Origin of the sequence: Sphingobacterium tabacisoli, assembly GCF_017908035.1 — a bacterium.
Taxonomy (GTDB): domain Bacteria; phylum Bacteroidota; class Bacteroidia; order Sphingobacteriales; family Sphingobacteriaceae; genus Sphingobacterium; species Sphingobacterium tabacisoli.
The window spans coordinates 71,072-85,280 of the sequence record NZ_JAEQMU010000011.1; the positions used below are offsets into that span (position 1 = coordinate 71,072).

At 41.4% G+C, this 14,209-nt stretch carries 7 protein-coding genes; 3 read left to right on the plus strand and 4 right to left on the minus strand.

The annotated features are described in order from the left end of the window. Positions 1-55: 55 nt before the first annotated feature. Positions 56-1,252, plus strand: coding sequence for an ADP-forming succinate--CoA ligase subunit beta (sucC, locus tag JKG64_RS22815; RefSeq protein WP_133582452.1), 1,197 nt, complete (start codon positions 56-58; stop codon positions 1,250-1,252). Between the two features lie 38 nt (positions 1,253-1,290). Here the strand turns inward: sucC and JKG64_RS22820 are convergent, their stop codons facing one another. Continuing rightward, positions 1,291-2,199 (minus strand): hypothetical protein, encoded by a 909-nt coding sequence (locus tag JKG64_RS22820; RefSeq protein ID WP_210356560.1) that lies wholly within the window; start codon positions 2,197-2,199, stop codon positions 1,291-1,293. Positions 2,200-2,453: 254 nt separating this feature from the next. Here JKG64_RS22820 and JKG64_RS22825 point away from each other — a divergent pair, with 254 nt between their 5' ends. Continuing rightward, positions 2,454-3,599, plus strand: a complete 1,146-nt coding sequence (locus tag JKG64_RS22825; RefSeq protein WP_210356561.1) for a calcium:proton antiporter — start codon at positions 2,454-2,456, stop codon at positions 3,597-3,599. A 7-nt stretch (positions 3,600-3,606) separates the two neighbouring features. Here JKG64_RS22825 and tsaD read toward each other — a convergent pair whose 3' ends face one another. Next, positions 3,607-4,611 (minus strand): tRNA (adenosine(37)-N6)-threonylcarbamoyltransferase complex transferase subunit TsaD, encoded by a 1,005-nt coding sequence (tsaD, locus tag JKG64_RS22830; RefSeq protein ID WP_210356562.1) that lies wholly within the window; start codon positions 4,609-4,611, stop codon positions 3,607-3,609. A gap of 77 nt (positions 4,612-4,688) precedes the next feature. Here tsaD and JKG64_RS23280 point away from each other — a divergent pair, with 77 nt between their 5' ends. Beyond that, positions 4,689-9,038 (plus strand): translocation/assembly module TamB domain-containing protein, encoded by a 4,350-nt coding sequence (locus JKG64_RS23280; RefSeq protein ID WP_449618967.1) that lies wholly within the window; start codon positions 4,689-4,691, stop codon positions 9,036-9,038. Positions 9,039-9,046: 8 nt separating this feature from the next. Here JKG64_RS23280 and JKG64_RS22840 read toward each other — a convergent pair whose 3' ends face one another. Continuing rightward, positions 9,047-11,803, minus strand: coding sequence for a DEAD/DEAH box helicase family protein (locus JKG64_RS22840; protein ID WP_210356564.1), 2,757 nt, complete (start codon positions 11,801-11,803; stop codon positions 9,047-9,049). 149 nt (positions 11,804-11,952) lie between these two features. Then, entirely contained in the window at positions 11,953-14,172 is a 2,220-nt protein-coding gene (locus JKG64_RS22845; RefSeq protein ID WP_210356565.1) for a Tex family protein, read from the minus strand. Between the last annotated feature and the right edge of the window lie 37 nt (positions 14,173-14,209).

Consider the following 14,209-nt stretch of genomic DNA (forward strand, 5'->3'; position numbering starts at 1 on the left):
AAAGCCTTGCCTCTTCCGAATAAAAACCCTATTTTTACGTCAAATTTTTTTATCAATGAACATTCACGAATATCAAGGAAAAGAAATACTTAAGAGTTTTGGTGTAAGAGTCCAAGAAGGAATCGTTGCTGAAACGCCTGAGCAAGCAGTTGAAGCTGCTAAGAGAATGAAAGAAGAATTCAACTCGGATTGGGTTGTGATTAAAGCACAAATTCATGCAGGTGGCCGTGGTAAAGGTGGTGGTGTAAAGTTGGCTAAAAACCATGATGAAGTGTTGCAACGTGCAACAGACATTATCGGTATGCAACTTGTTACGCCACAGACTGGTCCTGAAGGTAAAAAAGTTAACAAAGTGCTCGTTGCACAGGATGTTTACTACCCTGGTGATAGCGAAACCAAAGAGTTCTACATGTCTGTATTGTTAGACCGTGGTACAGGCCGCAACATCATCATGTACTCTACAGAAGGTGGTATGGATATCGAAGAAGTAGCTGAGAAAACTCCGCACTTGATCTTCAAAGAAGAAATCGATCCTAAAGTTGGCTTACAAGGATTTCAAGCACGTAAAATTGCCTTCAACCTAGGTTTGACAGGTGCTGCACATAAAGACATGGTTAAATTTGTTGCTGCTTTATACAAAGCTTACGATTCAATCGATGCTTCTATGTTTGAGATCAACCCTGTATTGAAAACATCAGATGATAAAATATTGGCTGTTGATGCTAAAGTAAATTTAGATGAAAACGCTTTATACCGTCATGCTGATATCGCTGCAATGCGTGATATCACAGAAGAAGATCCAACAGAAGTTGAAGCTGGAGAATCTAACTTGAACTATGTTAAACTAGATGGTAACGTAGGCTGTATGGTAAACGGTGCTGGTCTAGCAATGGCTACAATGGATATCATTAAGTTGGCTGGTGGTGAGCCTGCAAACTTCTTGGACGTAGGTGGTACAGCAAATGCAGAAACAGTAAAAGCTGGTTTTAACATCATTTTAAAAGATCCTAACGTAAAAGCTATCTTGATTAACATCTTTGGTGGTATCGTACGTTGTGATCGCGTAGCACAAGGTGTAATTGATGCATACAACGAAATCGGTAACATTCCAGTGCCAATTATCGTACGTCTTCAAGGTACAAATGCGGCAGAAGCGAAAAAATTGATCGACGAATCTGGGTTACAGGTTTACTCAGCAATCTTATTGAAAGAAGCTGCTGAATTGGTAACAAAAGTATTAGGAGAGAAATAGACTTTCAACAATAATATAGAAAAGGGGTGAAATTTATTTTACCCCTTTTTTATTGCTCTATATTTTTTAAAGACCAACACCGCCCCAAACGAAAAAAAAGATACAACAACTGTCGCCCAAGGGAGATCAACCAATACTTCTTTTGGTAACACAAAAGCCAGAAAAGGAAATGCATAGACAGCAGGTACATGCATCTTAAACAAGCGCAATAGCATAAACATAAGCCATAGATCCAACAGGCCAACCAACGACCAGCTGGATAGGTTCAAAAATAAAATAACGCCTATACCTGCCGCCAAAGACAGTACAGCTGTCTGCTTGACCGCCATCTTGACCGTATACATCTTCATGTGTAAAGATTCATACACAACTACGGCAATAGGTGGGATAACGGCAAATTGGGGATGCCCCAGACTCCAGGAAATAATCATCCACACCAACATAATCACTGCATAGGCGAGCATAATACGTCGATCCACACTGGAACTACGCGCGACTCCTTTGTTCAGCTTAAACAACACGACCAACAGCATTAATAAGAATGTAGTGACCAAAATAGAGATTACAAAAGAAGTATTGTGGGCATTAGTCACTATCGGGAGAAAACCTGTAGCCAATGCCGGAGCTAAATTGTAGCGATAAACTAACATCAATAGTAACATCCCAATCAATACGAGACCTATCTTACTGAGGTAAGCAATCGGCAACATATTGATACCAAACCCCATGATTGCTGTCAGTGACGGAAATAAGAATATCTTTTCGGGCTGTTTCATCCAAGAAGCTTCTCGAAAGGCCAGCAGCGCCACAGCCATAGCCGCCACCTCGGGCAACACGATCTCTGCATCACCAAAATACGTAGCCGTGGCAACCATCGCCATGATAAATACAAATGCACCAAGATAGGATAGTCCTGCTATTTTCGTCGAAAGTATGGTATTGTTCATCGATTTTTTATGTTTTGTATCGAACTCTTGGATAGACAAACGCCAAGTAGATCCAAGAATCCGATAACAACCTTATTATTTCCGTACAAAAATAAGTGTCTAACCATCCATTGGCATTACAGAATTTACAGGAACAATTATACAATTCTGAAAATACGACGCTTGTGAAACAGGTTTTTAACATATGTAAAAATTTATTACTATTATAAACCCGATTTTTGTAAACGACTATACACGATATATATAAAGCAACTATGAACGCTATTCTTTCAAAAAAAACAATAATCCGATTGGTTATCATTTGGCTGGTCGTTCTCATATTTAGTCTTTTCGGGCATACTTTCAATCAAGCGCTAAGCCCAACAAGTGGAACGGTATTATTCGTTGTACTACTAAGCACGATTATATACTCTTCATTTGGAGTGGTCAAAGAAGCCGATGAATTGGCCCACAAACTAGGTGAGCCCTATGGAACGCTGATACTAACGTTATCTATCGTCTCTATAGAGGTTATCCTCATTTCAGCGGTAATGTTAGGCCCTGGTGAGTCTGCAGAAATCGCCAAAGATTCTATTTTTTCGGTAATGATGATTATCATGAATCTCGTTGTTGGGATATGTCTATTATTTGGCGGATTGAAGTATGGGGAACAGGAGTACAATGCGCAAGGAACCATGACCTATCTATCCATGATCATCATGCTGTCTGGGATATCGATGCTACTACCTAACTTTATCCAAGGTGCTGGAAATGGCATTTTCTCCAATGTACAGGCGATCGGCATATCTAGCCTTATCATCATACTGTATACGTTCTTTCTTGCCTACCAGATGAAAGGTTATAGACACCTTTATCTGCAACCGCGGCAGGGACAGATGGAAATCCGCTTTAAAGACCGGAACATAAGCGTTAATGAAGAGGAAAGTAATGGAGGCAATGTGGATAAAAGGGAAATCATAATACGCAGTATTTTGCTCATTACGATAATACTACCTATTGTATTACTATCACACCATATGGCCAGTGTGGTGGATTATGGAATCAAAACGACCAATCTTCCTCCACTCTTGGGCGGTATTCTAATCGCGATTATCGTGTTTACTCCAGAGTCGATGACAGCCGTAAAAGCTGCACTGAACAATGAGTTTCAACGGGCGATCAATCTTTGTCACGGGGCTTTTGTCTCGACAGTAGGGCTTACAATCCCCTCTGTACTTATCATCGGTTTAATAACAGGTAAGACTGTTGCATTAGGACTTACCGCGACAGAGACGATTTTATTCGTTATAACACTCCTATTGAGTCTGATGAGTTTCTTAGGCAAACGCACCTCCCCTATCCTGGGTGTCATGCATATTGTCCTATTCGTGCTATTTATTCTTTTGGTATTTAACCCTTAACGATAGATTATCCAATGGGCATCCGGGCCAACGGTCCGATGTCTTGCCCTACAAAATCTTTCTTAAGATATTTATGATAACCAGCGATGGCAATCATCGCTGCGTTATCTGTACAGTATTCAAATTTGGGGATGAATACATTCCACTTATAACGCTCGCCCATTGCCAATAGCTCCGTCCGCAATCCCGAATTAGCAGATACGCCACCAGCTATTGCAATATCCTTTACCCCTGTCTGCTTCGCGGCTTTCTTAAGCTTATTCAGCAAAATGGACACAATACGTCCCTGTACAGATGCACATACATCATCTCTATATTCTTCCAAAAAAGAGGGATTTTCGGCGACTTTCCGCTGTACTAAATAGAGTATGGCGGTCTTAAGTCCGGAAAAACTAAAATCCAGGCCTGGTATCTGAGGCTCGGGAAGACTAAATGCTTTTGGATCGCCCAATTGTGCATACTTGTCAATCAATGGCCCTCCTGGATAAGGCAGGTTCAATATCTTCGCGGTCTTGTCGAAAGCCTCCCCTGCAGCATCGTCCAATGTCTGTCCGATCAGATCCATATCAAAATAATCCTTGACCAATACAATCTGCGTATGACCACCCGAAACAGTCAAACATAAAAAAGGAAATGAAGGACGTGGATTATCAATAAAATGAGCCAGAATATGCGCCTGCATGTGGTTGACTTCAATCAGTGGAATGTTACGTGCAAGAGCAAAGGACTTTGCAAAAGAGGTACCGACCAATAATGAACCCAATAACCCCGGTCCTCTGGTAAAAGCAACCGCATCTATATCATTTTTTGTAACTTTGGCCTGTATTATCGCTTGGTCTACGGTCGGTATTATATTTTGCTGATGTACCCTCGATGCTAATTCTGGAACTACACCGCCATATTTCGCATGAATTGCTTGACTCGCAATAATATTTGACTTAATTTCACCATCTATACAGATGGAGGCTGAAGTTTCATCACAAGAAGATTCTATTCCGAGGATAATTGCCATTTGAGGAAGTAATTTTAAAATACAAAAGTATCAAAAAAATACTAAAAATAACGCTAATAACTCTCGCTAGTATCCTTTTGCTAGTTATTCTTGCTGTTTTATCCCTTCAATTTCAGTCCGTACAAACCTATGTCTCAAAGAAGGTGGCAACCTACCTATCAAACGAGCTGAACAGCGACATTACAATAGACTATGTCTATTTTAAACCATTTTCTTCAATCACTATAAAAGGGCTTGATGTCAAGGACAGTAACGGTGTACCAATAGTCGCCGCAAATGAGCTTTCGGCCAATATATCGCTAACGCAAATCTTTAACAATAAAATAGTCGTAGAAGAACTGACCCTCAAAGAAGGATTTGTTAATATCGAATTGTATAAAGACAGTTCAAATTTCACTTCCATAGCGAATTACTTTAGTCCTAAAAAAGGCACTAAACCTCCGAAAAAGAAGCAGATTGACTTCCGGCTGGACAAAGCAACGTTTGTAAACAACCATTTTAAATTACGCAACCATAATTTCAAAGGACATAATAAAGGTGTAGATTTTGCCAATCTAGATATCACCGAATTTTCGGCTGTTTTGGATAAAATTAAAATTGACTCCGTAATAGCGGCGAATATTTCAGGATTTACGCTCCGTGAAAGGTCAGGTTTATTTATCCAACAGCTGGATGCCTCGGCTTCCTATAGTGCAAAAAAGATGGAGTTTAAAAAACTGCTCTTAAAGACTAATCGTTCAGTCGTACAGGATTACGTCTGCTTTGAATACGACAAAATAGGTGATTTCTCGGAATTTATAACTGATGTAAAAATTACGAGTAATCTTAAAAATGCCTCCGTCGATTCGAAAGATATCGAGTACTTTGCTCCGACCATGCGTTACGTGGTTTTTAAAACCAATGTACACCAGGCATCTCTGAAAGGTACAGTCTCCGATATCGATGCCCGAAACGTACATCTATCTACAGGGAAAAGCACCGAACTAAAAGGCAATCTCTCGATAAAGGGCCTACCCGATATCGATAAGACACTATTTAAAGTCCAACTAGCCAAATTGCAGACATCCCCGAAAGATGTCGAATTGCTCGTTTCGCAACTCGCTAACAGGAAGGAATTTGTTTTACCCAAACAAATACACCAATTCCAGCAAACAACATTCGAAGGTAGGTTTGACGGATTCTACAACGAGTTTTTGGTTGATGGTAACTTCAACACTGCCCTTGGAAATATTATTACCAAAAGTAATATCAACCTAAAAAAGGAACTCAAATATAACGGAAAGCTATCTTCAAAACAGCTGGATGTAGGGAGATTGCTGGCTATTAATACAGTCGGCAATACCGGATTCGAACTCGATTTTGAAGGACAGGGTTTAAGTATGGAAGAGCTGCTGTTACAGTTTTCAGGTAAGCTAAGCAACAGTAAGCTACTAAATTATTCCTATAATCAAATTTCAGTCAATGCCTCGCTCAAAGATAAAATACTGGAAATAAATGGAGATGTAGCTGACGAAAACCTGATGATAGACTATCAGTCTACTCTCGATTGGAAACAGGAATCCCCAAGCTATCTCCTCGATGCAGAGATCCATTATGCCAATCTAAATAAACTCGGTTTTATCAGTAAGGACAGTGTGGCAATACATGGTGCTCATATCAACACAAATCTTATTGGGAACTCCTTAAACACACTAACGGGACACCTGGATGCCGCAGCAATCCGACTATCCACCATAAAAGGTGATTTCAACATTAAGTCGCTCCAATTTAAGGCTGAAGGAACTGAAAGTGACCGCTCGTTAATGCTAAACTCGGATGTATTGGATGCGAAAATGGCTGGAATCATTGATCTAAATACCATAGTTCCCTATTTCAAATCGTTGGCTATGCGCTATGCTCCAGCCATAGGTATAGAGACACATCCCTATAATCAGCAAGACTTTAACCTAGACATCCATGTCAAATCATTTACACCTATAGCGGCACTATTAGATCCTTCACTCAGTCTGGATGACGGGGCACATCTAAGTGCCATATTCTCCTCAGAACAATACACTGCCCAATTTGTCGCTTTCAGTCCATCGGTGCTTTATAAAGGGATCAAACTGACCAATCTATCTATTCAGGAGAATGCAGACGACAAGGCGTTCTCACTCAATTTCCTAGCTGACCGCATGAGTCTAGGCGACAGCACATATATCAACAATGTCTCGATCCGCAATGTACTAGCAAATGACAGTTTACTATTCAACGTACGCATGTCTGAGAAGAATGCGATAAACTATCTAGACCTAAACGGGAATATACATTTTGCACATAATGCACCTGCTTATATTAAGTTTAAGCCCTCCTCTATTATCATCAATAAGGAATCTTGGCAACTCAACGACGATGCTGCAATGCGGGTTTCTAAAGGGAAATTTTATATTGCTAACCTCATCCTAAGCCAAGCACAGCAACGTATCAAAATGGATGGTATTTTATCTAACGAAAACGACAAAATAAATGTTCAGTTTGATAAATTCAGCCTGATTTCTCTCCATGGTATAACGAGCCCATTAGGTATTGAACTCAGTGGCTTTCTGAGTGGCGAAGTCGAAATAACCTCGCTCTTCAAAACACCCTTTGCTTCAAGTAACATAACCACAACCCCCATTATATATAATGGTCTACCTATCGGTCAATTGAATCTAAAGGCAGATTTTGACCCTAATATTGGTACGGCAAATGTTGACCTGGCGCTATTGGATGAGCGAAACAGAGGAGTTAATCTTCAGGGAACCTACAATTTCTACAACGATAATGAACCGCTGAATCTGTCGGGAAAACTCAATGAAACGGATTTAATGCTATTTCAGCCCTTTCTCAAAAACCTGGTATCTGATCTACAGGGCAAATCAACTGCAGATATCAATATCAAAGGGACATTCAAAAACCCGAAAATAACGGGGGTAGGACGTTTTAGCAATACTCAATTTGTGGTCAACTACCTCAAAACGCGTTATTATGTAGACAATCAAATGGCAATGGTGGAAAACAATGCGATTATGTTGCAGAATCTACAAATCCGGGACAGCAAAAATCAGGTCGCTACTGCAAATGGCATCATCAACCTTTCTAAATTAGCTTCGCCTTATATTGATGTCGATGTCAATGGAACGAACTTTATGATTTTGAATACGACCTATAAGGATAACAATCAATACTACGGTACGGCGCATGCTACAGGGTCATTCCGCTTTAAAGGCTACACCTCGGCTATTGACATTGATATTAGTGCAAAATCGGAGAAAGGAACGGTACTCACCATTCCATTCAATAGCGCTATGACGGTGTCCGATAGTGATTTTATCTATTTCATCAGCAAAGACTCCACAGAAAACGAAAAACAACAGCGTAAATCATTGTTTAAGGGAATAACGATGAATATGAACCTCAGTCTAACAGCGGACGCTGAAATCAACCTGCAGACGAATCCAGGCTCGCTAAAAGGAAATGGAGTGGGAGAAATTGGCATGAAGATAACGTCGCTGGGAGATTTCGAAATGTTTGGCGACTATACGGTCAATACCGGTAAATTCCACTTTACAGCTCAAGACTTTATCAACAAATACTTTGACATTAAAGAGGGAGGGACTATCCGCTGGACAGGTAACCCAAGTGAAGCAAACATAAACCTAACAGCAATATACCAGCAACGAACGGCTATCGGACCACTCTACAATGCTGCCGGAAGAACCGGAGATGATGAACGGGTACTCGCACAGGCGGATATGCTGATCAAAGGCACGTTAGAGCAACCGGACATTACTTTCGACCTTAATTTCCCGCAGAACCCTTATATAAAAGATCAGCTGCAGAGCTATTTAAGTGACATCAATAATGTCAACCAACAGTCACTAAGTCTAATTGTGAGACGTAGTTTTACGCCCAACTCGACGAGTGAAATTGGAAAGGAGGTCAATAGTACTTTACTGTCTGCAGGGACAGAGATAGCATTCAACCAGCTGAACAATATTATCTCTCAATCGCTCAATGTAAATTTCTTTGATCTAAACATCCGGTCTTTCAATGATGCATCCGCTTCGGTAAGGCTATTGAACGACCGCCTCATTCTAACGGGAGGGATTACAGATCGGACCAACTATCAAGCCAATGACCTTACCTTCTTTAGAGAAGGAATAACTACAGATGCAGAGCTGACCTATAAGTTACGCAAGGACGGTAATCTTATCTTGAGAGCATATAATAGACCGTACACACGAAACTTTCTGATACGGATGAACGAAGGAGAGTATATCAGTGCCTTTGGGGTGGTATACCGTCAGGAGTTTGACACATTCCAGGAATTCTGGAAAAAAATGTGGAACTGGGGCTACCGTAAGGAGCAAAACCCGAAAGAAGAAACGAAGAAAAAAGATAAGTAGCGCTTGGCTTAGCGCCAAATACTGACAGCCTGTACTTTATTCTCTTCTGCAAATTGATTAGCTAGAGCATTAAACCGCGATCTCAACAAAATCTGTCTACCAGCAAAGGTTTTCGTATAATATAGATCTGCTTTACCTACCTGCTGCTGCCAATTATTCAAGAAATCGGTAGCCAATGCCGTTTTTTTACCCAAGGCTACCGGTACAGCATGATAGTCTTGCTGATTGAAAAGGCCCCATACCTTACTCTTTCTTACGATGATAAATCGAGGCTCATCAACAGGGTTGACAATTTCTTGGATCATCTGAATAAAGCGAGATTGCTCATAAGCCGTCCCACCCCCCATATGACAATAGACATTACCATTTTCATCTCCAAAAGTCAGCACCTTCAGTTGGTCAATCGGAGTATGAAACAGTTGGGCCTTACATACGGTCATTAATAGCGCATTCCCGATTTGATAGATGTCCTTGGTGATGTCTCTGTACTTGCGGTAATACTGAAAAGACCGGACAGTCTGTCTTCCATAGAAAACTGTCGCTACTCCAAACATTCCCATTATAGCATAGCCTGCTGATTGTCCTGGGCTTATTCTCATAAATTTGCCTAAAACCTGAGTTGAGGTCTCCATAAAGAACAATAATGAGCTGCCTAACCCGACAAGCATATTATTGATATACTTCTTCATTGAGGCTGTCTTGGTCTGTTGATAGCTTGCCCCTTCAGCATAAGGAATCCAGACCTCTTCGACGAGCCGTGTTCCTTTGCGCATACCTTCCTGCCAACGTATCGCTAGTCGCGAACGGTTTCTAGCCAGGTCGAAAAGTCTGGTATTATAGGCCTGCACAGTGCTATCCGTGTATAATTCTGGCAGTTGGAGCCTATCTTTTCCATTCTCTATGCTGGAAATTTCATACTCCGAAATACCTACAAAATTCTTAAAGCGACGTTTCATCAGCGACAAATCACTGCCCCCACGCCTCGAAGTAGGATCTAATGCCGCGATGTGCCAAATATTACTGGTTTTGTCTGGCATATCCTTTTTAGAGCGTATAGCTCGTCCACGCATCTGGTTGGATAATACGTAAGAGCCCACGAAACTAGCTAAAATCAAACTGTTGATCGCTGGGGCATCCCAGCCCTCTCCCAGTAAGGATTTGGTGCCAATCAGAACTTCAATCTCTCCGCTTTCAAATAGTGCTGTGACAATCCGTAACGCTTTCCCTTTTGTTCCCTCTCCTAGAATAACTTCCACATAATCCATATCGAATGCTAAGGATACCCAATGTACGTGTTCCCAAGCTAACGCCTGGGCCAACTTTTCAAATCCCCCCATTATACTTCGAGGTAGAATGATCAGTGTCCCGGTTAGAACGGCTATTTTTTTTCCTGCGGTGTTCTTTCTCCGGAGTTGCTCAAATATGGGGACCACGCCTATTTTTGTTAGTGGTAAAGTGTTGATCGCATCAGCAGTGAGGAATTCTCTTCGGATATAATCCGTCAAAATGACTTGCCGTAGATTCTTTCTTAATGTATTAAATTCAAGTTCAACAATATCTTCGATGGCTTGAAGTTTATGAACCGACATGGCTAAATCCTTTGTCAGCTTCTCGTTGTCTTCAAAACGAACAGTCTTTCGCTCCAGTAAACCGACTCGTTTCAATTTTCGCGCTAGTGATTTTCGATGTGCATCATAATGGCTCCCAAAGAAAACATCCTCTTCAGACAGATAAAAAGAGAGGAGTTCTTGCATCCACTCTGGAGTAAGTCGAGGTATTTTTAACTTCTCCTCTACTGTTTCTTTTCTTTTGAGTTCTCCGATGCCCAATATTTCTAAATGTGATGGATATATGCCCACTCCCTTGTGATGGAGATAAACAAGACATGCTGAATAATGGGATAGATGGGCATACAATAGCTCTTGATTCGCCATCGGGTCTAGCCAAAACGGGTGACTATACATCGCTTCGAAAAGTATCGGATCGGCCAACAATTGTGTTAATGCCTGGGCGCTTGTATCCCGGAAGGCCGCTAATTCTTCTTTAACCTTTGCGTCTGCTTGACACAAATAAAGATAGTCTTGATGTAAGCAGAGATCTCCCTCTTGAATCAGCTCTGGCACAGAAATTTCGGCATCTACAGGCCCATTGAGTTCAATATAACGGGCCCATTCATTTGGACTCACATCATAGGGCGGTGTAGCAGTCAAACCAACAATTTTAGGTTTGATTGCATTTTTCACTTTAGAGAGCGTTTTCCACCATTCACTTTTCAAATGATGGGCTTCATCCACAACAATGGTCTTTACACCCGCAGCCTTGAGACCCTGAACGACCTTACCGAGATTCAGAAAGTTTGATTTCTTACGCTCAATGACGTCATACTCGTGTGTGTAGTCTACGACTATTAGCTCTTCTTTTTTATTGTCACAAGCGGCATGCAAACTTTGATAAGTGGCAACTGTAATTAGTTTTGGTTCGTGTATATTACAAGTAATCCAATCGGGCTCATTATCTTCCTGTAGGAACAACTCGCAAAAACGTTGAATCCACTGATTTCGGATAGCAATAGTAGGGGCTAGTATTAAAGTAGGAGCTCCAATTCGTAACATAACCTCTAGGCCCAGAACAGTTTTCCCTGATCCAGGTGGGGCTATCACATGAAGATGTTCATCACTTAGATGCTCATCCAATGCATCCAAAACACGTTTTTGATAACTTCTCCAAGGGTATTTAAATTGTATTCTATCAAAAAAAACAGACATAAACTAACTATACAATTTTAGTAGACACTTCAATTCATAACTCGAACAGGCGAACAATTGTAAGGGTAACACGAAACAAACAATACTTTCCTCATACACTGAATCATAAACTAAAATATAAAAGCTCTCCATCTGGAGAGCTTTTATTGTTATTTAAATTTACTAGCCAATGCAGCCAGCTTAGAGGCCATATCCGTCTCAGGAGCTTTCTGTTCTCTTTTATCTGTACGTTTGCGAGGGGCTTTGTCTTCTGTTTTCATAGACAAGCCAATACGGTTACGCTGCTCGTCAACTTCGGTAACTGTTACCATAACGCTCTGTTGTACTTTTACAATCTCATGTGGATCTGACACAAAGTGATTGGCCAACTGGCTGAGATGTACGAGACCATCCTGGTGTACGCCGATATCTACAAATGCGCCAAAATTGGTAATATTAGTAACGATTCCAGGTAATTTCATACCGACTTTAAGATCCTTGATCGCATTTACACCTTCTGTAAAAGAAAATGCTTCAAATTGCTCGCGTGGATCCAATCCTGGTTTGGCAAGTTCTGCTAGAATATCATTTAAGGTCGGTAGACCTACCTCATCACTAATGTATTTTTTTAGATCGATACGCTTTCTCAGCTGTGCATCGGTCATCAACTCCCCAACCTCTACACCTAAATCTTTGGCCATCTGCTCGACGAGATTATACCGTTCAGGATGTACTGCTGATGAGTCTAGAGGGTGCTGTCCATTACGGATACGTAAGAAACCTGCAGCTTGTTCAAATGCTTTATCTCCCAAACGTGGTACTTTTTTGAGCTCACGTCTAGAGCCGAAAGGGCCATTCTCTTTTCTATAGTTTACAATCTGCTGCGCCAACGATGGGCCTAAGCCAGAGATATACGCCAAAATCTGTTTTGAGGCAGTATTCAATTCTACGCCTACTGCATTAACACAGGAAATAACAGTATCGTCCAAGGCCGATTGTAACTTATTCTGATCTACGTCATGTTGATACTGTCCGACACCAATTGATTTAGGATCTATCTTAACCAGCTCTGCCAAAGGATCCATTAGTCGTCGTCCGATAGATACGGCTCCGCGCACGGTTACATCATAGTCAGGAAACTCTTCGCGGGCTGTCTCTGATGCAGAATAAATAGATGCTCCACTTTCATTGACCATCACTAGGGTCACGCCAGACAAATTAAGTTTGCGAACGAAATCTTCAGTCTCACGGCCAGCAGTCCCATTGCCTATTGCAATAGCTTCGACATCGTATTTACGAACCAAATGTTGTACTGTTTTCTCCGCTTCGATACTTCCGCCAGCTCCGGTATGTGGGAAAATAGCGGTATTTTCCAATAGGTTGCCCTGCGCATCCAATACCACCGTCTTACATCCCGTACGGAATCCTGGATCTATCGCCAATAGGCGCTTCTGTCCCAACGGTGCGGCTAATAATAGTTGTCTTACATTGTCTGCAAAAACTTTGATAGCCTCCTCGTCTGCCTTTTGGCGGGTCAACACCCGGACCTCAGTCTCCATAGATGGTTTCAACAAACGCTTATAACCATCTAACAAAGCTAACTCCACTTGTTTAGAGGCTTCATTATTACCTTTAATATATATCTTTTCTACACGAGGTAATATTTCTTGTTCATCGACTTCGATATCGAGATAAAGCAATTCTTCTTTTTCACCACGACGCATAGCTAGGACACGATGTGAGGGCGCACTGCTCAAAGATTCATTCCATTCGAAATAATCCTTATACTTCAATGCCTGCTCTTCTTTACCTGGCACAACACGGGAGACAAAATGTCCTTTATCCAAAAACAACTTACGTACACCTGCCCTTACTTCAGCATCTTCTGCGATGGTCTCTGCGATTATATCTCTAGCCCCAGCAAAGGCTTCTTCGACAGTATTAACACCAAGCTCCGCATTGATATATTGTTCGGCCTTTGCCTCGATATCGCCAGCTAATTGCTCCAGTAAAAAATCCGCCAGAGGCTGTAAACCTTTTTCCCGAGCCATTGATGCTCTAGTTTTGCGCTTCGGCTTGTAGGGTAAGTAGATATCCTCCAAAGCGGCCATAGTACCCACCGCATTGATCTGCTGTGCGAGCTCAGGAGTGAGCTTACCTTGGTCATCAATAGATTTCAAAACAGCTTCCCTACGCTTATCCAAATCACGTAATTGTTGAATGCGATCACGAATAGCAGTGATCTGCACCTCATCTAGACTACCTGTTAACTCTTTTCGATAGCGTGAAATAAAGGGGATAGTAGCGCCTTCATCCAAAAGCTCGATAGTTGTTCTTACCTGTCGATCAGTGAGTGACAGCTCATTCGAAATAATAATTTCGTGTAACATAAATTGGGAATAATCAAATAAGAAAGAGAAAGCTGTT

Excerpts from the sequence above, each read along its gene's own strand:
- sucC (WP_133582452.1), top strand. The coding sequence starts at position 56 with ATGAACATTCACGAATATCAAGGAAAAGAAATACTTAAGAGTTTTGGT.
- JKG64_RS22820 (WP_210356560.1), bottom strand. The coding sequence starts at position 2,199 with ATGAACAATACCATACTTTCGACGAAAATAGCAGGACTATCCTATCTT.
- JKG64_RS22825 (WP_210356561.1), top strand. The coding sequence starts at position 2,454 with ATGAACGCTATTCTTTCAAAAAAAACAATAATCCGATTGGTTATCATT.
- tsaD (WP_210356562.1), bottom strand. The coding sequence starts at position 4,611 with ATGGCAATTATCCTCGGAATAGAATCTTCTTGTGATGAAACTTCAGCC.
- JKG64_RS22840 (WP_210356564.1), bottom strand. The coding sequence starts at position 11,803 with ATGTCTGTTTTTTTTGATAGAATACAATTTAAATACCCTTGGAGAAGT.
- JKG64_RS22845 (WP_210356565.1), bottom strand. The coding sequence starts at position 14,172 with ATGTTACACGAAATTATTATTTCGAATGAGCTGTCACTCACTGATCGA.